At 43.4% G+C, this 20,561-nt stretch carries 15 protein-coding genes and 3 pseudogenes; 9 read left to right on the top strand and 9 right to left on the bottom strand.

Features of this window, described 5'->3' with window-relative positions:
• Positions 1–137: 137 nt before the first annotated feature.
• Both L1D11_RS11205 and L1D11_RS11200 read right to left on the bottom strand, forming a co-directional pair.
• Complete coding sequence (locus L1D11_RS11205) at positions 138–1,559, bottom strand: FAD-dependent oxidoreductase (protein ID WP_239833469.1); 1,422 nt, start codon at positions 1,557–1,559, stop codon at positions 138–140.
• A gap of 120 nt (positions 1,560–1,679) precedes the next feature.
• A complete protein-coding gene (locus L1D11_RS11200; protein ID WP_239833470.1) occupies positions 1,680–2,690 on the bottom strand; it encodes a putative 2-aminoethylphosphonate ABC transporter substrate-binding protein in 1,011 nt (336 codons plus the stop codon).
• Positions 2,691–3,013: 323 nt separating this feature from the next.
• Between L1D11_RS11200 and phnW the strand changes: the two genes are divergently transcribed.
• From phnW to L1D11_RS11180, 4 genes are all read left to right on the top strand, one after another.
• The gene (gene phnW, locus L1D11_RS11195; RefSeq protein WP_239833471.1) at positions 3,014–4,117 is read left to right on the top strand and encodes a 2-aminoethylphosphonate--pyruvate transaminase; all 1,104 of its coding nucleotides are present in this window, start codon (positions 3,014–3,016) and stop codon (positions 4,115–4,117) included.
• Positions 4,117–5,556, top strand: a complete 1,440-nt coding sequence (locus L1D11_RS11190) for an aspartate aminotransferase family protein (RefSeq protein ID WP_239833472.1) — start codon at positions 4,117–4,119, stop codon at positions 5,554–5,556. The genes phnW and L1D11_RS11190 overlap by 1 nt, the downstream gene beginning before the upstream one ends.
• Before the next feature lie 79 nt (positions 5,557–5,635).
• Positions 5,636–6,454: a phosphonoacetaldehyde hydrolase gene (phnX, locus tag L1D11_RS11185; protein ID WP_239833473.1), complete on the top strand. Its 819-nt coding sequence runs from the start codon at positions 5,636–5,638 to the stop codon at positions 6,452–6,454.
• Positions 6,455–6,889: 435 nt separating this feature from the next.
• Positions 6,890–7,954 carry an OmpA family protein gene (locus L1D11_RS11180; RefSeq protein ID WP_239862465.1) on the top strand — a complete coding sequence of 355 codons (1,065 nt, stop codon included), beginning with the start codon at positions 6,890–6,892 and terminating at the stop codon, positions 7,952–7,954.
• Positions 7,955–8,074: 120 nt separating this feature from the next.
• Here L1D11_RS11180 and L1D11_RS11175 read toward each other — a convergent pair whose 3' ends face one another.
• Positions 8,075–8,473 (bottom strand): OsmC family protein, encoded by a 399-nt coding sequence (locus tag L1D11_RS11175; protein WP_239833475.1) that lies wholly within the window; start codon positions 8,471–8,473, stop codon positions 8,075–8,077.
• Positions 8,474–8,675: 202 nt separating this feature from the next.
• Between L1D11_RS11175 and msrB the strand changes: the two genes are divergently transcribed.
• Entirely contained in the window at positions 8,676–9,812 is a 1,137-nt protein-coding gene (gene msrB / locus L1D11_RS11170; RefSeq protein ID WP_239833476.1) for a peptide-methionine (R)-S-oxide reductase MsrB, read from the top strand.
• Positions 9,813–9,878: 66 nt separating this feature from the next.
• Here the strand turns inward: msrB and L1D11_RS11165 are convergent.
• From L1D11_RS11165 to L1D11_RS11155, 3 genes and pseudogenes are all read right to left on the bottom strand, one after another.
• Positions 9,879–10,297, bottom strand: a pseudogene (locus L1D11_RS11165) (potassium transporter TrkG); the annotation flags it as partial.
• 235 nt (positions 10,298–10,532) lie between these two features.
• A pseudogene (locus L1D11_RS11160) lies at positions 10,533–11,105 on the bottom strand (transposase); the annotation flags it as partial.
• Position 11,106: 1 nt separating this feature from the next.
• Positions 11,107–12,669: a PAS domain-containing methyl-accepting chemotaxis protein gene (locus L1D11_RS11155; RefSeq protein ID WP_239833477.1), complete on the bottom strand. Its 1,563-nt coding sequence runs from the start codon at positions 12,667–12,669 to the stop codon at positions 11,107–11,109.
• A gap of 725 nt (positions 12,670–13,394) precedes the next feature.
• On the opposite strand from L1D11_RS11155, the gene L1D11_RS11150 reads away from it, so the two are divergent.
• Both L1D11_RS11150 and L1D11_RS11145 read left to right on the top strand, forming a co-directional pair.
• The gene (locus tag L1D11_RS11150; RefSeq protein WP_239834690.1) at positions 13,395–13,694 is read left to right on the top strand and encodes a hypothetical protein; all 300 of its coding nucleotides are present in this window, start codon (positions 13,395–13,397) and stop codon (positions 13,692–13,694) included.
• 37 nt (positions 13,695–13,731) lie between these two features.
• Entirely contained in the window at positions 13,732–16,488 is a 2,757-nt protein-coding gene (locus L1D11_RS11145; RefSeq protein ID WP_239834689.1) for an immune inhibitor A domain-containing protein, read from the top strand.
• Positions 16,489–16,894: 406 nt separating this feature from the next.
• Here L1D11_RS11145 and L1D11_RS11140 read toward each other — a convergent pair whose 3' ends face one another.
• Positions 16,895–17,146 carry a DUF2999 family protein gene (locus L1D11_RS11140; protein WP_239834688.1) on the bottom strand — a complete coding sequence of 84 codons (252 nt, stop codon included), beginning with the start codon at positions 17,144–17,146 and terminating at the stop codon, positions 16,895–16,897.
• A gap of 106 nt (positions 17,147–17,252) precedes the next feature.
• Positions 17,253–18,350, bottom strand: coding sequence for a YdcF family protein (locus L1D11_RS11135; RefSeq protein WP_239834687.1), 1,098 nt, complete (start codon positions 18,348–18,350; stop codon positions 17,253–17,255).
• 659 nt (positions 18,351–19,009) lie between these two features.
• On the opposite strand from L1D11_RS11135, the gene L1D11_RS11130 reads away from it, so the two are divergent.
• Together L1D11_RS11130 and L1D11_RS11125 are read left to right on the top strand one after the other, a co-directional pair.
• Complete coding sequence (locus tag L1D11_RS11130; protein ID WP_239834840.1) at positions 19,010–19,375, top strand: hypothetical protein; 366 nt, start codon at positions 19,010–19,012, stop codon at positions 19,373–19,375.
• Positions 19,376–19,409: 34 nt separating this feature from the next.
• Positions 19,410–20,252: a hypothetical protein gene (locus L1D11_RS11125; RefSeq protein WP_239834839.1), complete on the top strand. Its 843-nt coding sequence runs from the start codon at positions 19,410–19,412 to the stop codon at positions 20,250–20,252.
• A gap of 60 nt (positions 20,253–20,312) precedes the next feature.
• Here L1D11_RS11125 and L1D11_RS11120 read toward each other — a convergent pair.
• Positions 20,313–20,561, bottom strand: a pseudogene (locus L1D11_RS11120) (transposase); the annotation flags it as partial.

Genomic DNA, 20,561 nt, shown 5'->3' with positions numbered 1-20,561 from the left:
AGAAGCTAAATGACAGTTATATTGCAGATATAATAAGCATTTAAGATGCATGCCCATACAGTGTTACAAGCCCTCTGTAGCGATATAAAACTGACACGAGGGCTGAGTTTAGTCTTGGTTTAGATATTAAGATTGACCTATGACTCCACCTTATCGGCCTTGCCTGCTGCACCAGCCAGCTTTGCCAATTGCTTATCTAACCACCATGGCGCCTTGCCTGAGTCTTCTGCGTTTTCTTTTCTACGTACTGCATTGCGCACCGTCATCGCCCCTATCCAACGAAATGGCTCTGGTGGGAAATAGCCAAGCGGTCCTTTGGTTAATCCGCAGCAGGTCCAAGCGTTGTCTGCGCCGAGCACCATAGATGATAAAATCTTCCCGCCCATACGAGTTTGAGCCACACCATTACCGGAATAACCTAACCCATAATAGATGTTGTTTTGGCCTTTTAGATTACCGAAAAATGGTAATCCTGTTACCGAACGATCTGAGCCACCCGACCAGTTGTAATCAAATTCACTCTGCGCCAGCTTAGGAAACAGTTTTTGGAAGGATTGATTCAGAATCGGCAGGTAATTTGTCTTTTGGTTAAACATGCTTTCAACTTGATTGGCAAACGAGAATTTATTACCACCTTTACCCAGCATCAGTCGTCCATCTTGGGTGTCTCGGTAATAATGGACAAAGATACGTGAATCCACCACTGCCGCTCCTTTCTCTGGGCCAAATTGCTGGAGCTTTTCAGGGATGGGCTTAGTTACGATCATGTCTGACGAAACAACCACAATACTGCGTTTAAACTCTTTAAAGTGATCGAGCATCCATGCGTTGAGCGCCAAAATCACTTTGTCGGCAAATACAGACCCGCCCTTAGTTTGGATTCGAGCTGGAGCACCATAATCAAGCGAAGTCATCTCTGTGTTTTCGTGAATCTCAACACCTAGATCAATAGCAACTCGACGTAAACCTCTCGCCAACAATGCTGGCTGCACGCTGCCTGCAGCTTCTGAGTAATAACCTTCAATATGACGCTCAGATCCCGCTTTATTAGACAAAGACTCTCCACACTTCTTCCAACTATTGATACCCTGCTTAACCAACTCATTCACAACAGGTTGCATACCACCTTTTTGTGCTTCATTGGTTGCCGTGTAATACGTCCCGCTGCGGTACAAATGTGCGTCTATGTTGTGCTCATTACAGAAAGCTTCGATCTCGTAAATGACCTTTTCCGATTCTTGAACTAACCATTTTGCTTGCTCTTTTCCGTACAGCTTTTTCAACGTTGGGTACTTAGTCGACCACGTCAGCATACAACCACCGTTCGCACCAGAAGCACCACTGCCACACAAGCCTTTTTCAATCACCACAACATGTTTTTGAGGTTGCTGTTGTTTAATTAAAATCGCCGTCCATAGCCCTGTGTAACCACCGCCAACAATCGCGATATCGCAGTTGATGTCTTTTTGAAGTGGGCTGGCTGATTCTAACCCTGCGTTGATGCTGCCAAATTCTTTTTCTAGTGCTTGCTTGAACCAATATGAGTAGTGCTTTGTCATTTGTTGTACCTTACCTAAGACTTAAAGGCGTAAAACTAAAAAAGGAAGACCGAAGCCTTCCTTTACTGATTACTAACTTCTAACGAACTAAATAGTTAATTGAATGAGTAGTTCGATAGATTAAGATTTTGGCTCTGATTTAGCGTCGAACTTCTCAGACCATGTTTTCAATACGTCTGCACGCTCGCTGCCCATGCGTGCAAAGTCCATTTTTGCCATGTTCTTTTCAACATTAGGGAAGTTATCAATTGTTGCTGTCACGTCTTGGTGGCCAACAACTGGGTACATTTCGATGTAGAGCTCATTTGCTGCTTTAGAGATAGACCAGTCAACAACGCGCTGCGCCGCATCCGACGGCTTAACAAGACCAACCGCCTCAGATTCCCAACCAATACCCTCAGGTGTAATCACAGATAGCGGTGCACCTTGAGTTTTCAGCTTAGCGCCGCGGCTAGCCATCGAGATACCGATAGCGACTTCACCCATCCCCGCTTGAACACATGGCTTAGAACCTGAGTGCGTGTAGTGAGCGATGTTTTGGTCTAGCTTCTGCATGTAGTTCCAACCTTGGTCTTCACCCATGTTTTGTAGCCAAGCCGAAACCTGCATGTAACCCGTACCAGAAGACGCTGGATTTGGCATCGCAATGTGGCCTTTGTAAATCGGCTTAGTGAGATCTTCCCAAGATTTAGGTGCTGGTAGGTTAAGTTGTTTTGCTACCGCTTCGTTGAAACAAACTGCGTTGAAAAATGCATCATTGCCATACCATGCTTGAGTAGACTGCGGGTCGTTGAGGTTAGTACGTAGCGCTTCTACACCTTGAGGAGTGTAAGGCTTAAGAATGCCCTCTTCTTTAAGCAGAGCCATTGAAGACCCCGCAAGGCCCCAAACCACTTCTGCTCGAGGGTTGTTTTTCTCAGCCAACAGTTTTGCCGTCATGATCCCGGTTGAATCACGAACCCACTTAATGCTGATGCCTGGGTTTTCGCTTTCAAAAGCATTTTTGTATTTCGCTAAGATGTCGGTTTCAAAAGCGGTGTAAACCGTCACTTCCTGTGCCGCATAAGCGTTACCAGCTAATAGAGTGACTAATGCTGCAAGTGATCCTTTCATAAAACGGTTTTTCATCATTTTCTCCAGTCAGGCCCGATGCCAAAGTTAAAAATTAGAAGTCCCATCAAGAGACAGCTATATCCATAAATTCATTTATGTTGTTGGCACACATTTATATTGGTATGTACCAGATTTTGATTATTAAGCTAACTGGCTTTTATGACGGTTAAATGAACAAAAAATGGCAGTTTAAAGATCGATGAATTTCTCAGGGCAAGGGATTAATTTCAATATGAAGTTTTTGTGAAAATGGCATTTTGACTATTTACGACCGTTTAAATTGGTTGTTAAAGTAACCGCACAAATTGGTATAGTCCAAATTAAATCACGAGAAATTGAACATGAGAAACGATTACTTATTACTGACACCGGGCCCACTATCGACTTCTGAAACAGTTCGCCAAGCGATGCTTAAAGATTGGTGTACTTGGGATGATGAATACAACAAAGACATTGTTGAAGTGATTCGTAGCAAGCTTGTGAATTTAGCGACTAAACAAGCGGGATACACGAGCGTATTAATGCAAGGTAGCGGTACCGCTTCAGTTGAAGCAACAATTGGTAGCGTTATCTCTAAAAATGGAAAGCTTCTTGTGGTGGATAACGGTGCGTACGGCGCTCGTATTGCTCAAATCGCAAAATATTTAAACATTCCATGCCATGTCGTTTCTCCTGGTGAAACATCACAGCCTGACTTGAACGAAATGGAAACGGCATTGGCCATGGATTCAGACATCACTCATGTTGCGATTGTGCATTGTGAGACCACTACTGGCATGCTGAATCCAATTGATGACATTGCTAAATTGGCAAAACTGCACAACAAGACAGTCATTCTTGATGCAATGTCGAGCTTTGGTGGCACCCCTATGGATATTGCTGACTTAGGTATCGATTACATGATCAGCTCAGCTAACAAGTGCATCCAAGGTGTGCCAGGCTTCGGCTTTGTCATTGCTAAGCAATCGGAACTAGAAAAGTGTAAAGGCCAAGCTCGCTCACTAAGCCTTGACCTGTTTGACCAATGGCACTGCATGGAAATCAATCACGGCAAATGGCGCTTCACCTCCCCGACTCACACGGTGCGTGCTTTCTACCAAGCACTGCTTGAGCTTGAGCAAGAAGGTGGCATCGAAGCTCGTCATAATCGTTACCACACCAACCAAACCACGTTAGTTGCTGGCATGCGCTCCCTAGGGTTTGAACCACTACTTACTGATGAACTTCACTCTCCTATCATCACCTCTTTCTATTCTCCAACTCATAGCGATTACCAATTCAAGGAATTCTATGACCGTTTGAAAGAGCAAGGGTTTGTGATTTATCCGGGTAAGGTTTCAAACGCAGACTGCTTCCGCATTGGTAACATTGGTGAAGTTTACCCGTCTGATATTGAAGCTCTCATTGGTGCTGTTAAGAATGCTATGTACTGGGACATTAAGTAATGACAATAACTAACCAAGAGCCAGCACTAAAGGCAACGCACTTTCGAAGTGAAGGCGATGTGAACACCACCCCCGCACGTGAAAAGTGGAATGAGTCGCTAAACGACGAGGCAACTCAAGCGATGTTAAAACGCGACTCTGACGTGTTTCTCCATCAAGCGATGTCAACGCCTTGCCTAGACACACTTGAAGCCGCAGAGGGCATTTACATTCAAGATGCGACGGGCAAAAAGTACATGGACTTTCATGGCAATAATGTCCATCAACTAGGTTATGGCCACCCACACATCATTAATAAAGTGACTCAGCAAATGGCGTCATTGCCGTTTTCACCACGTCGCTTTTCCAACGAAACCGCCGTGCAATGCGCTGAAAAGCTAACACAGATTTGCGGTGGTGATTTAAATCGCGTGCTGTTTGCACCGGGTGGCACCTCTGTGATTGGTATGGCACTCAAACTGGCTCGACATGTCACCAACAACTTCAAAGTTGTTTCATTGTGGGATTCATTCCATGGCGCGTCATTGGATGCGATTTCTGTCGGTGGTGAAGCCTGTTTCCGCGAAGGTATGGGCCCGTTAATGGCTGGCGTAGAACGTATCCCACCAGCAGTCTCTTATCGTGGTGCTTTCCCGCTTAATGACTCTTTATCGCTTCGCGGGCAAAACTCAGGCGGTGAAAGTGAGACATCATGTGATGTTCACTACGCCGATTACCTTGAGTATGTGATTGAAAAAGAAGGTGGCATTGGTGCCTTTATTGCGGAAGCAGTGCGTAACACCGATGTTCAAGTTCCAAGCAAAGCTTACTGGAAGCGCATCCGTGAGATCTGTGATAAGCACAATGTCATGTTAATCATTGATGATATTCCAAACGGTATGGGACGAAGCGGCGAATGGTTTACTCACCAAGCGTTTGATATCGAACCTGACATCCTATGTATTGGTAAAGGTTTTGGCGGTGGCTTGTTGCCAATTGCCGCCATGATCACCAAAGACAAATACAACACGGCAGCGCAAGTATCACTTGGGCATTACACCCACGAGAAAAGCCCAATTGGCTGCGCGGCTGCACTGGCGACCATGGAAGTGATTGAGCAAGAGAATTTGCTTGAAAAAGTACAAGCGGACAGTGCATTCATGCGTGAGCAACTACTTCAAATGAAAGAGAAATACCCAGTCATTGGTGACGTTCGCGGCATCGGACTGCTTTGGGGCGTTGAGTTGGTCACCGACCATATCACCAAAACCCGCGCGTTCGATGAAGCAGAAGCCGTACTTTATCAGTGTCTGAACGATGGCCTGAGCTTTAAGGTGTCACAAGGTAATGTGATTCAGTTGAGCCCACCATTGGTCATCAGCCGTAGCGAGCTAGAAGAAGCTCTGTCTGTATTCGAAAACGCGATAGCAAAAGTCTGTAAAGACTTTGAATACCTTTAAACCAACACTAAACCAATAACCTAAAACACATTCGTCCCTCCCGTACTTTTAAATGGGAGTGGCAAGAAAGGACACCACTATGAACACAACATCACCAATCCAAGCGGTTATCTTTGACTGGGCAGGCACTATCGTTGATTTTGGATCGTTTGCTCCAACCAGCATCTTCGTTGAAGCATTCAAACAAGGTTTCGACTTTGACATTGACTTAGCAGAAGCTCGTGAACCTATGGGTATCGGCAAATGGGATCACATCCAAGCAGTAGGTCGAATCCCCTCAGTTGATACGCGTTGGAACGCACAATTCGGATGTTCGATGACCAGTGAAGACGTTGATGCGATCTACGCGGCATTCATGCCTCTTCAAAAAGCCAAAGTAGCCGACCACGCAGCGCCAATTTTAAACGCGATTGAAGTGGTAAATACCCTAAAAGAGAAAAACGTAAAAATCGGTTCTTGTTCCGGTTACCCACGTGAAGTGATGGATGTTCTCATTCCTGCAGCAGCAGATTACGGCTATCGTCCAGACAACGTGGTTGCAACCGATGATTTACCTCAAGGTGGTCGCCCTGCACCATTCATGGCGCTTAAAAACGTGATTGACCTAGGCGCAACAAACGTTGCAGCCTGTGTGAAAGTGGATGATGCGGCCCCGGGCATCGATGAAGGTCACAACGCAGGCATGTGGACAGTAGGCCTTGTGTTATCAGGCAACGAAGCAGGATTAACCTACCAAGAATACTTAGATGCAGATGAAGCAACGCTCACAGCAGCACGAGAAAAAGCGAGCGTTAAGCTAAACAAATCAAAACCACACTACCTGATCGATACTATTGCAGATCTGCCGGGTGTCATTGCTGATATCGAGAAGCGCTTACTAGCAGGTGAGCGTCCATAAACAAAATCGAGCTATTCCCGTGATGTAAATCGCAAGAAAGCACCTAATATAGCTTTAGTTTGAATCTCTATCTAATCATGTACTCAGCCGAGTTAAAATGTTTGATGCGGATTTTTGCGTTTACAAGCATGATAAAGCGCAAGTTTTTTACTTATTCCCCTCATAATTGCTGGCAAATTGATGAGGCTAGTCTATAGCTTAAGTGTAAGTAACCTAAATAAGTGATAAAAAACAATAAAAACCATCAGAATATGGAATATCTAACAATTTCATTGACTCTAATACGCAATCAGATTAACAATATAATTACTGAAAAAATAGATTCACCTGAGCCTGCACCTTGATTTACTTTTGATAAGCAGTGTCGTACTCCAATAAGTGATCGTTTTAGTGGTAAGTTCAGATAAAGATAAGAGTTAATCCAAGGATAAGATTATGAAAAAACTTTCAAAAGTTATGTGCGCTATAGTAGCGGCCTCAGGCCTCGCTGCTATCCCTTCTTTCGCTGCGACTACGTATATTGGTGCTAAAGTCGGTGCTGGCTGGTTAGACAGCGCATGTGTAAGCGGTGTTAAATGTGATGATAGTGCCATTGGTGCGGGTATTTACTCGGGTTACAACTTCACTGACAGACTTGGTATCGAGTTAAGCTCTGACTTCTTAGGTGATTACAAAACTAGTTTTTCAAAGAATGGAACTACTGCAGCATTCAGCGATCCGCTAATCGCAATCTCACTAACCCCGATGTACCGTCTGCCCGTACAAAAAGAGTTTGACGTATTCTTCAAAGCGGGACCTGCGTATATATCTCACGGTGGCGAAGATGACGTTGTTCTTTCTGCTGGTATCGGTGTAGAGAAGCAGCTTTCTTCTGACTGGGCTCTACGTGTTGAATACCAGTACTTTGACGACTTCGACGACAACTACGTTCAAAACCTAAACTCTAACCTACTGTCTGTTGGCTTTAGCTACAATTTTGGTACAGGCTACACAACAGCATCGGCGGCAGCTGCAGCTGCAGCTGCAGTCGTGACACAAGCTCCGTCTGCGCCAGTGGTAGAGCCCGTAGTCATGGTCGAAGAAAATACAACAGTTGTAGTGACTAAAGAACAGGCACAGAGCTACTCTCAAGAAATATTCGCAACCAACAGCTCAACCCTATCGACAAGCGGTAAAATGGCACTAAAATCTATTGTTGATGTTCTTCAATCTTACCCTCAGTCGTCAGTGATTCTAGTTGGACACACAGATTCAACAGGTGCGGCAGAGTACAACATGATGCTGTCCAAGAAAAGAGCAGATGCTGTAGCAAAATACATCGAAGAACAAGGTATTCAAGCCGACCGTATTTCAGCATCCGGTGAAGGCGAAGGCAACCCGATTGCACCAAACGATACCGCAGAAGGCCGAGCTCAAAATAGACGTGTTGACGCAATAATCCCTTCTTTTGAATACCAAGAAGTGCGAGTTGAAAAGGTGCTTGTAGAAGCTACAAAATAAACGCAACTTTTTACGATAAATTGGCTTAAAAATTGGCGAAATACAGTGCAGTATTTCGCCAATCCTGACACTTAAACACAAAGCCGACAGATACAGGTTTGCATTTATCTCCCTGTGAACTTATAAGACTTCCCAGCTGTGCGTCATTTCTACGCCTGCACCTAGCATTAGGCACACTGAACAGTATTTTTCTAATGAATCAGCGCATACTTTTGCAACCAACTCAGGATCAAGGTTGTCACCTGATACTTCAAAGTGGATGTTAATCGCGGTAAAGATTTTTGGCGCGGTTTCACGACGTGTCGTTTCAAGTTTTGCGTTACAGCCTGTAATGTTTTGACCAGCAGATTTCAATCCATCTACCACATCAACAGAGCTACAACCACCAGCGGCCATAAGGACCATTTCCATCGGGCTTGGCGCCGTTGCACCACCGCTGCCATCCATAACAATAGAGTGGCCTGATTGAGATTGACCCAAGAATTTAAAACCTTCGACCCATTTAACTTCTGCTTGCATGCTGTTCCTTAGATGACCGATAACCGCCATCACTGTCTGTTATTTATTGTTAGTACCGACACCCTACTACTGGCAGCATTCATGAGCAAGATTTTCTCTAACACATATTTTTTTCATGAATGGTGCAATTTTTTCCATCTAAAACCTGTCTCTATTCGTACATTCAAAATCGAATGAAAAAGAACGTCAAGATGAGGTATCTATGAATAAATTATCTAAAATATTGGTATCACTCGTGGTTGCACTACCACTGATTTCGTTGTTTGTCAGCCAAACTGGCACTGCCAATACAATGGATAAAACGGCTAATTCAGGGAAAAGTGAAATCGCCACACTCGCGGGCGGTTGTTTCTGGTGTACAGAGTCTGATCTAGAGAAACTAAAAGGCGTAACAGACGTTGTCTCTGGCTATTCTGGTGGCGAGCTAGAAAACCCAACCTACAAACAAGTTTCTTCAGGTAAGTCTGGTCACATCGAAGTGATCAATGTGACCTATAACCCTGATGTTGTCAGCTATGAACAGGTTCTTGACCAATTCTTCCGACATATCGATCCAACCGATGACAAAGGGTCATTCGTAGACCGTGGTCCGCAATATCGACCTGCCATTTTCTATCATAACCAAGAGCAAAAAGACGTTGCTCAGAACTTTATGATGGAGATCGACAAGGCTCAAATCTTTGGTGCACCACTAAAAACAGAACTGATCAAATTTGAGAAGTTCTGGCCAGCAGAAGATTACCATCAAGATTATTACAAGAAGAGTAAGGTTCGTTATAACTACTACCGCTACGCTTCAGGTCGTGATCAGTATTTAGATAAAATCTTCGGTGACGATAGAAAGGATAATCCTAAAACACTTCGCCAGATTATCGACAGTAAGAATGCGACAGCCAATGCTAAAACCTACGTTAAGCCTTCTGATGCGGAGATCAAAGCGAAGCTTACAGCACTTCAATACGATGTAACGCAAGAAGACGCGACTGAACGTCCATTTGACAACAAATACTGGGATAACAAAGAAGAAGGTATTTATGTTGATATCGTTACCGGTGAGCCTTTGTTCTCGTCAAAAGACAAATACAAATCAGGTACGGGCTGGCCGAGCTTTACCCAACCAATCAACGAAGCTTACGTAGTGACAACCACAGACTACAAATTGCTGTACCCACGCACAGAAGTTCGTAGCCGATTTGGTGATTCTCACTTAGGTCATGTCTTCAAAGATGGCCCTGAACCAACAGGCTTACGTTACTGCATGAACTCAGCCGCAATGCGCTTTATCCCAGCAGATAAATTGGCTGAAGAAGGCTACGAAGAATACGTTGAGATGTTTTAGGGCTAATTAATATCTAACCTAAAGCCCACTCGTTCAATTCACCAACAGCTCTCTCAATAAACAACAGAGAGTCGGAGTGGCGGTTAGCATGATCTTGGTCTGTAATGTAAATGCTGATACTGAAAACCTTTACGCCAGTTGCTCGACAAATCGCCGACCACTGTAAATCATAGTCTGCCGAAAATAAGCAAGCCCGCTAAGGTAAAGATCACAAGTGGATCATCAAGAAAACCCATCATACTGTCTGAAAATAGAGCAAAACCTGCGTTATTGAATATTGATATCTTATGAAAGAGCGCGTAAAAGCTTCCTGTTGCCCACCCGATTTCGGGAGCCCATGGGAAACAGAGCATTACAAAGACAATAAGCTCAGCCACTAGCGCGAAAATGATGATCTTCTTGACTAGTCTTCGAAGGTTGATCGTACGGTATCGCTCGCCCACTTGCATCAAGAACATCAGCAAGATTTTTCCGGCCAAAGTAAATGTATGGTCCGCCCCGTTATTGCAACTACCATTAAGTAATAACGGAGTTGGTTTGCGCTAATGTATTCGGAGTTCTTGTTTGGAGCACTCGCTTCCCAGCTCCACGATGATATCCGCGCCAGATTATCCTTAAAAAGCCCAAAGCATTGATTGCTATTTTTTGTGTCAGGTTCTTAATATGGCCGATTGACCGTTTTTGTCATCACGTTCATTAGCGTTGCAAAGTTGGTTATAGCTAAACAGCCTTAAAAGCTTGCCGGTGATATAACACCGCCCAAACTATCCTAGCTAGCTTGTTGGCTAATGCGACTACCACTACATTAAATGGTTTGGTGGCTCGTAGGTTCAAAAGCCATTCTCCAAACACTTTCCCTGTCGTCTCTAGTTTAGAGAGTACATCTCTTGCGCCATGGATGAACAGAGCTCTGAGGTGTTTATTTCCTCGTTTACTCATACCAAGTAGCTTGGTATTTCCTCCCGTTGAGAATTACCTTGGCACAAGCCCCAACCAAGCAGCCATCTCTCGGCCATTAGTGAAGTTACTCGGAGAGCTTACATCGGCAATACACAATTTGGATGTAAGATCGCCAATTCCAGCTATAGTTTTGAATAATTGAGCACTTTCGTTTTTATAAACAATAGTTTGAAGCTTGTTATCTTGGGTTTTGATTTGTTCATTAAGGTACTTGTCGTGTTCGTGGATAGATATCAATTCATATAGCAAGCTTTTTGGTAGTGATACTGTTTGTTCTGCTAACCATTGAAACAGAGACTTCATCTTTGCATGCCCTTTGGGCAAGCTAAGGCCGCTATTTCTCTTCAAAACGTTTAGCTAACCGATAGAACTCGTTTACTTGTTCTTTAAGCTCTGTCGAATGATCCTTCACTGAATGAGTGGCAACTAAATTCTGTTCTGCAGTCGACGCGATAGATTGCATGTGAAGATTAACCTCACTCGAAAGAGTACGTTGCTTATGGGCAGAATTTTCTACCGACTGCATCAACTCGTTCATAGATTGCATCAGGCTTTCAACTTCAGATAAACGTTCTGCGCTCACCTTAGCCACATCACCGCACGCATCGGTCTGCTCTCTGTTCGCCAGAATATCTTTCTGCCAACCTTCAATGGTTGTGAGCATGGTTTCGATGCTCTCTTTGATCTGTACTGTCGCGTTCGAGGTACGCCCAGACAGAGCACGTACTTCATCAGCCACTACGGCAAAACCTCGACCCTGCTCACCCGCTCTCGCCGCTTCTATTGCTGCGTTGAGCGCCAGCAGGTTGGTTTGCTCCGCGATGCCACCAATCTCTTCCATTATCTTACTGACACTTTGCGCTTGATCGCTCAGTTGGTAAGTAGTTTGTGTCGCTTTCTCAGCTTGTGAAGCTAAGTTTTCAAGGTTGCGATGAGTTTGGTTAATGCTCTCTTTAGCGCCAGAACAAGTCTCTAGAGTCACATCGACAATCTGATGCGCTTCTTCGGTGCGAGACGAGACTTCATTCGCGGTTAATTCAACCTCTTCGGTAGCCTCGCGTACTTGCAGAATGTCTTTTGTTTGCTGATCTAGCGCTTCAGACACTTCAAACGACGTGGCATTAAGATTGTCAGCCAAATCTTGCAATGGCTTCGCTGAATCTGTCATTCGGCCTAATACCGTACGTATGCGAGCGGACAAGAGCTTTAAATGAAAATCAGCCACAGAAAACTTACTGTTCCCTGAATAAACAAGGCGACTCACACTATCGAACTTTGATTGCAGTTTCTTCAATTGTAGAGGAGTGTCGATGAGTTCTTGGCGGAACAACAACGCAAGAGCAGAAACAGGTAGTAAGCTCAAAAGCCATTGGGACATTTGCCCTACTTCGACAAGATTTGAAATCAATGGTGCAGCTAACGAGCCAAGCAACACAGCATAACGAACACTATCACTGATCTGCAGCGACCATTGACGACCAGATTTCTCAGCCTTCAATAGACCTTGATATGCTTTGTCGGCAACTTGTACCCATTCGTTTTTAGGCTTTACACGTACAGATTGGTAACCACTCACCTTTCCATTATCGTAAATTGGCGTCACATAAGCATCTACCCAGTAAAAACCACCGGATTTAGTTTTGTTTTTTACGATACCGCGCCACGCTTTACCTTGCTTAAGGTTTAACCACATGTCGGCAAAAGCAGCCTTAGGCATATCACCATGCCTCACAATATTGTGGTGTTGTCCTAGCAATTCTTGTTGGCTGTACTCTGCGATACGGCAAAAAGCATCATTACTGTAAGTAATCACGCCTTTAAGGTCCGTCGTTGACACTAGTTGCTCGTGCTCGCTGAATAACGTTTCACGAGATGAAGAAGATGAACTGACAATCATTGTTATTAACTTTTGTTAATTATTATTTTAGGCGAGGAATATATACAATTATTAAAGTTATGACAAAATGTGAACGTCACATTTTGTGTAAATGCCTGCTATTTATACGAATTTAAGCTAGTTCCCCCCCAATTCAACTGCGATGTGTGACACTCTCCAATATCAAGCAGCCAATACCATTTCTTTAAAGACAATAGCGGGTTGCTTGAAGTCTAAACACTTTTCGGTCGATAATTTATCCGTGATACAGCGAATTCAACGTTGCTGTCTGTTATCGCACAACCACCAGCCGTTCCACCCCTTAACTTGGCTTAGCATACCTTTTAAAAGCATGTTCACCTCTCCGAAATCAAAGAAATACTGAAATTTTAAGTGAAAATAATTTCAACACTAATAATTCACTATTGGTCTGACAATAAAATTCATTATTCTTATATCAAAAAATAATATAGTGGTATTTTTATTATTATCTAAAGCCTTACCTCGATTAACGCTAGCGACAATAATCATATTAACCACACCGACATTAAATATTAAAACCATCAACTATAAATTCACCAAAACAAAATAAATAACTGATAATACGATAATTTACATTCACTAATTGATATTAACTCTTAATGTTGAAAACGGAACGAACAATGATTTGTAAAAAACATTCATTTGATTGGTTGATTTTATAAATATATTTTGTTGCATAATCAAAACTAATGGCTCTACTATCTATGCCTCTGAAAACAATGACCTTAATGGTTCTTTTCTTTACATCACTGTCACAGGCTTCCACTATTGATAATGATGAACCATTACTTAACTCATTGATAGAAAAAGGCGTTATCTGTCCCGGCTTAAGTTATGAGGACAACCAAGAGGCTTTGCGTATCTATCTCAATGCAAAAGCCCAAAAGAGCCACCAGTTTGATTCAAAAAAATATAAAGAGATAGAAAACAAACGTCAGAAAAATAAAACACCAACAGAGTGTATAAATCCAAATCGGACAATCGAACCGAATAAGGCTAGTTGATACAAACATCGACATGGAAATATAAAAAGGAAATACAATGAAAATAATGAGAAAAACATTGCTCGCTTCAGCAATGCTTACTCTATTTAGCGTCAGTAGTTATGCCAAAACACCAATAGATCTTGGTGTTGTTAATGAAGATAAGCTAATTGAAATGTTAGTAAGACAGGGCTTAGTTGACCAAAATGCAACCGATGCGGTAAAGCATGGTGCACTTGACCGTTATCTAAAAAACAAGATTAACTCTGGTTTTAAAGGTGATGCTCAATTTGGTAAAAAAGCACTGGAACAACGAGCAAAAATACTCAAAGCCATCGAAAAAGAGTCTGGCGTTAAAAAAGCGAGTGTTTTTGCTCTGGAAGTCGGCACTAAGCGCACAGACAAAGTGCTCGCGCTACTTGTCGACTTTCCCGACTTAAACTGGGATGACAACAGGTTAACCAAAGAGCACACCCAAATGCTCTACGAGAGCTACAATCCTGAACACTACCAAGAGCTGTTGTTTTCAGACACAGGCTATACTGGGCCAAATGGCGAAAACTTAATCTCGATGCGCCAGTATTATCAAAGCGAATCGGGTGACAGTTACAGTGTGGCTGGTCAGGCAGCAGGTTGGTATCGTGCTTCTAAACCTGTCGCTTTCTATGGTGGTAACTCCCCTACTACGGACAATGACTTGAATGCCCAAGAGTTAGTGCGTGAAGCCCTTGACCAGTTGGCGCAAGACCCTAGCATCAACCTTGCTGATTACGATATAGAAGATCGTTACGATTACGATGGCGACGGAAATTTCCGTGAGCCAGATGGCGTAATTGATCACCTAATGGTATTCCATGCCTCTGTAGGCGAAGAGGCCGGTGGTGGCGTGTTAGGCCCTAATGCAATTTGGTCTCACCGGTTCAACCTTGGTCGCACACATGTACTCGAAGGTACCTCAAGCTCACTTCCAGACCGCTTTGGCGGCCAGTACGCGGCGTTTGATTACACGATTCAGCCGATCGATGCTGCTGCCGGTGTTTGTGCGCACGAATATGGCCATGACTTAGGTCTGCCAGACGAGTACGACACACAATACACAGGCAAAGGTGAACCTGTCTCCTATTGGTCTATCATGTCTTCAGGCAGTTGGGCTGGTCAAATCGGTGGTACACAACCGACTGCATTCAGCTCGTGGGCAAAACACTTCTTACAAAAATCGATTGGTGGTCGCTGGATTAACGATGATCAAATCTCAATTAATGACCTAGAAGATAACCCACAAATTTACACCTTGTTCCACACGACAGATAACGACCGCCCGAACATGATTAAGGTCGACCTTCCAGAGAAACAAATTGAAGGTCTGAAACCGTTCGAGGGTGAGTACTCATTCCACTCTCAGAAAGGCGACGACCTAAAAAATAGCATGACCCGCAAGTTGGAAATCCCGGCAGGCGAATCAGCAATGCTTACCTTCAAAACTTGGTACCAAATCGAGAAAGACTATGACTTTGCTCGTATCCTTGTGAACGGACAAGCCATCGCAGGCAACATCACCTCTATGGATGACCCATACAATACCGGTCTAGTTCCAGCGGTTGGTGGCGAGTCAAACGGTTGGGTTGATGCTGAGTTTGATGTTTCTCAATGGGCTGGCCAAGAGGTAGAACTGTCGTTCGAATACATCACCGATGGCGGCTTAGCCATGGAAGGTTTCTACTTAGACAAACTCAGCCTTGTTGTTGACGGTGACACGGTTGCGGTAGATGACGGCGAAGATAACTCTAGCTTTGCGCTCAATGGCTTCAAATTAAGTAATGGCTTCCATCAAGCTCAACACTACTACCTACTCCAATGGCGTAGTCACATGGACGTGGATGAAGGCTTGGCGAATATCAAGCGCATGGGTCAACTCATGTCGTTCGATCCAGGCCTGATCATTTGGTATGTCGATGAATCACTCACAGATAACTGGGTAGGCAAACACCCTGGTGAAGGTTGGTTGGGTGTGGTCGATGCCGACCAAAATGCCATGATTTGGCAAAACTCAGGAAAAGCCGCTCAAACACGCTACCAAGTTCGTGATGCTGCGTTCTCACTGAAAGACCATACTCCAATGCGTCTTGTAAACAGTGACAATGATGTACTCCAGGACACGAGCCTAGTGAGTACAGCAAGTTTCTCTGATGACCAAGATTACACATCACCACAAGCTCCTGATTCAGGTCGTATTTTGACTAAGTTTGGTTTGGTGATAGACATTGTTAACCAAAGCGATGACAACGAATATGGTGTTATACGTCTATCGAAAGTAAGCCAACACAACATTGCGCCAACAGCAAACTTCGAACTCAATACGGATGGATTGAACGTATCAGCCCGTAACTTCAGCTCAGATCAAGATGGCGAGATCATCAGCTACCTATGGGACTTCGGGAACGGCGTAACAAGCAGTGAAATCACGCCAACGTGGACATACCAAGAAACCGGCGAGTACACAGTCAGCCTAACGGTAGTCGACGACAAAGGCGCTAACGCATCGTTTAGCTCACTCGTTAATGTTGAGGTTCCCAACGCGCTTCCTGAAGCAAGCGCTAAGTACATTCACTTGGGTCGTTGGGTCACAATGTGGTCAACAAGTTCAGACAGCGATGGTCGAATTGTCGATACAGAGTGGACATTACCAAATGGTAAAGTGAAACGAGGTCGTACATTCACTTCTATCTTCCCTTCATACGGAAAGCATGAAGTGAAACTAAGAATCATCGATGACCAAGGCGGGATCACGACTAAGACCATTATGGTCGACCTGTAAGCCACACGTCATGAAAACAAGTACGTAAACAATAACGTGCGTGCTGATAAACCAACTTAAGTACTGTTGTCGCCAGATGTAAGTCACGACAGCAGTTTTAAGAAACTTTATTATAAAATGGCTTGGTGTAAGATCGAATACTTAAGCTAGATTTCATGGGCAACGCCGGAATTCAGTTTATTGATGCATGAGTGTTAAAATATAATCACATGATTTAAGCGAGGGAGTTACATCGCGCTGGCGATTGTTTGTCGTCTCCCCTGTCTAGCCTGTTCTATGCAGGCCCAAAAAAGCCGTTTAAGTATTACAACTCAAACGGCTTTTTACTCAAGTCTGATTGGTATAGCTAAGAACAGTTAACCTAGCTGGCTATCTCTCACTAACTAAATTGCCCCTTCACACTCAATTATTTTTGAAATTGCTCTTTAGCGGCTTCAACCTTAGAAAAATCTAGGCCAAGCACTGCAACTGCTTCTTTGATTAGCTCAGGGTTTTGCATTACCTGACCCATAAGCATTTGAAGCTTGTCTTGTGGTAAACCAAGTTGGCTGATCGTCGCCATTGCTGCAAGAGGGTTTTCAGTCAACGTTTGGAATAGCTCGCTGATCTGCTCATCGCTAATATTGTTCTCTTTCAACATTGCTAGAATCGGGTTCATCTTTTTACCTTTGAAACACTAAATAAAATAGGAGCACAGCATATCATCTAGCTGTGCTCGATTGTACCAACAACTTAGACTTCCGAATAATAAAGTAGCCTTAAGCTTAACGAGACTCTAATGGATAAGAACGGTAGCTCCACATACCATAAGTTCTAAGGGCATCACGGTAAATACCTAACAGTTCACCATCACTCGCTGTCTTAAGTGCTGCAAGTGGCTTGTCTGGGTATGAAACTGTATCGAAGGTAATGCCCTGAGGGCCGGTTTGCCAGCTTGCAACTTCAAACAGAGTTTGACCACGGCGAACGTGGCTTGCCGAGCTAATAATAGTCGCGTGCTTAATATTGTGGCGAGCTAACGCATAACTACTGAATAAGGCATTACCTACCGTGCTGGTCGCATAATTCTCTTCAATAATGCGATCTTTGCTTACCCCTTTCTCGATAAGCCAATCCGCCATCAACTTGCCTTCAGTCTTGCGGTTCTTCGGCACGCCACCCGTTAACACGATCATCGCATCCGGATTCGCTTTAGCCATCGCTAATGTCGTCTCAAGACGCTCAATCAAGATTTGGTGCATTGAGCCGTCTGGATTCAACGCGTAACCTAGAGTCACGATAGCGCCGTGATCATCAAGCAAACCTTTGTCCGCAGATTCTTTAAGTGGTGTTTCTAACACGCGATCGACCGTAGCAAAAATACGTTTAATATCTTCTGCCTTACCTTTATTCAGACTTTCTAGCTTTTCCATGTGTTTGTTGGATTCACTTTCATTACCTTCAAATCGCTGCCAAACCGCAAGATAAGCATGAAGATCGACATCGTCTGGTGCAACCGTCAGAGCTTGCTCAAACAACTCAATAGCGCGCTCTGCATTCTTGTTATAGATCTGAGCGTTTGCTGCGGAGATCAGCAAGTCGGTACGGTAAGGTTCTAACTGGTACGCTTCTAACAATCGGTTGGTCACAATTTCCATATTGCTTGGCATTTTGGCCGTGAAGCCAGCATGGGAAATTCTTGCCGGAGACTTAAACGCCTGCAGAGCATCAAGGAGCAATTGATCGACAACTTGTCGCTTAGTGACTAACTGCGCGTAATCGGCAGAAGCTTGAACTGTGTCATCGTTAGCAGCAAAAGAAAATGGGGTTACGCCAAAGGCTAGCATGCCACCAAGAGCGAGGATGATAATGTTCTTTTTCATGTAGAGACCCTATGTCGATAAATGTTCACGTCAGATTTGTTCCCCAATGTAAGTTCCCAAAATTAAAAAACTGTGAAGCACAGCAAAATTTCTAAGGTTTATATTCATTTGTTGCATGAGGTGTGGCTACAGATCACGATTTTATTCGCCACAGTAAGCTCCAACCTCTAGATATCTTCGAGTTAGGAGGAGTGTCCTTAATTACTTTGGAATATTTAACTTCGAACCCCAAATGACTATTTCGAAGCTCAACATCAAACCTAAATGTACATTTTATGTTCATAATTTCAGTAATTTAAAACGCAATATCCCTACAAGTCGACACTAATTCATGCTCACCTAACCAAGTTCAAAAGGCACAGAGTTTGATATCAAATCGATCAATGCTCAGAGAATCAAGAATAAATTACTGAGCAACTGTTTACCGTTCAAGTTACGCTTGTAGTTTATATATCTACTATTTATATCACTCACTTTTGAGAGTGAGTTTACAAATTTGTGCACCTTGCTTAAGTTAGCTTGAAAAAGCTATGCCAACTCCTTGTAATATGCAATAAGTGTCCTATATTTTTCTAGTCAACGTCAGTTGACTTCAGTTAGCAGGATAACCATTCGTTAATGGACCCTGCATTCTAATACCTATTATAGGATATGAATACATGGATATTGTTGCTTTCAGAGGCGCCATCACCAACGAGTCAAATTTCATAGAGCGTTTAGAAAAACGAAATGAAATTACTACGCAAGGCATTCTTATGAATGCAAGTATTGCTCTATTCGAAGCAAAGTCGATGGACTACAGAAGTAGAGATGTATCAGACGGAATAACAGGAATCGGTAAAGGTGAAATCACCTTAATATCAAAAGATTCGATTCTTAAAAAACACGGAACAATCACTTCAAACGCACAACCAGGGTTCCCTAATCATGCTCTTTTATCAGATATAAATGCATCAGACATCTTTATTTTGTTTAAAAACTCTGGTGTCAAGTTCTCATACGATCCCGACTCAATTACGGCTTAACGTTAAATCAACTTAATAGAAAAAGGAATTTATTATGGGTAATTCAAAAGTATCAGATCAGAAAGAATTTGACGCGTTTGTAGAAAAACAAAAAGGAACTGTGGAAAGCAAATACGTTTCTTCAGGAACTAAAAAAATAGAGTCATTGAACAAAGAAGTATTTGGTGATTCGCTGAGTAAAAGCGACACTCTACTTGTGGGATCTTCCTACGATTACAGTGGCTCTTTTACATCCACCTTCACACGTATCGATAAAGTAGTGCAAGCTTTTGCTAGTATGCTGACAGATCCGTCGAAAGCAAAAGATGTAGATTCCGGTGAAACTAAAGCAAAAGTTGATGGTAATAAGATTAAGGATGCTACTAGCTCTTTATCTTCCTCAGCGCTTGCTGTTGCAACAGGAGGTGAAAACGTAATGGCAGCGGCTGCGCTCGGAATCGTCTCCTCTGTCCTCAACAATCTTGACACTTCCTCTGAAGACACCTTTTCTGAGGGATTTTCAGCAGAACAAATCAACCCTGGAACTTATATGTTCGTCTACGCGGTTGTTGAAAAGTCAGATAACGCAAAAATTTTTAGTGGCAGTTCAATATACACTTACTACATCCAATACGAAGTCGTATTCAATGCAGTAAAACTAGAGACCGAAGCGGAGATATCTATTCTTCAATCACTTGCTAAATCAGCCTCTGACGCCGCTCTAGCAATTACGCAAGTACAGGAAAAATTCACCGCTGATATTGCAACAATGTCTTTAGAAGAAGTAGCTAAAGAACAAGCTATATTAGACCCAATAATCACTAGAGCTCAAAAGACATTAGGAGATCGTGAAAAAGCTCTGAATGACGCGGTTAAAACCTTTAAAGAGCCTGCCTGATCACTTAATTACACAACAGGGGCTCACAAACTAACGGCTCTTCTAATTGTAAGAGCCGTATTTTGCGTTCGGGCAGTGCGCTTGAACTTCAAGATCGAAAGCCGTATTCATGTCCATCGCGACGGCTTCGATATTTATCCCATGCTCACCTAGCTGCTCGAAGAACGGCCGTATGTCTTTGCGGCTACGACCTAATCCTATCCAAATGACTTGGTGAGTCTTTGCGTCAGCGATGACCGTGGCATATCGATGTCCTTTAAAGATCGCGAACTCGTCCATGACGAGTTGCCTTAGCTCTTCCCATTTCAC

Source organism: Vibrio sp. Isolate32 (genome assembly GCF_022397955.1).
In the GTDB taxonomy this organism is placed as follows: Bacteria; Pseudomonadota; Gammaproteobacteria; order Enterobacterales; family Vibrionaceae; genus Vibrio.
This window is presented reverse-complemented; position numbering and strand designations above follow the sequence as displayed.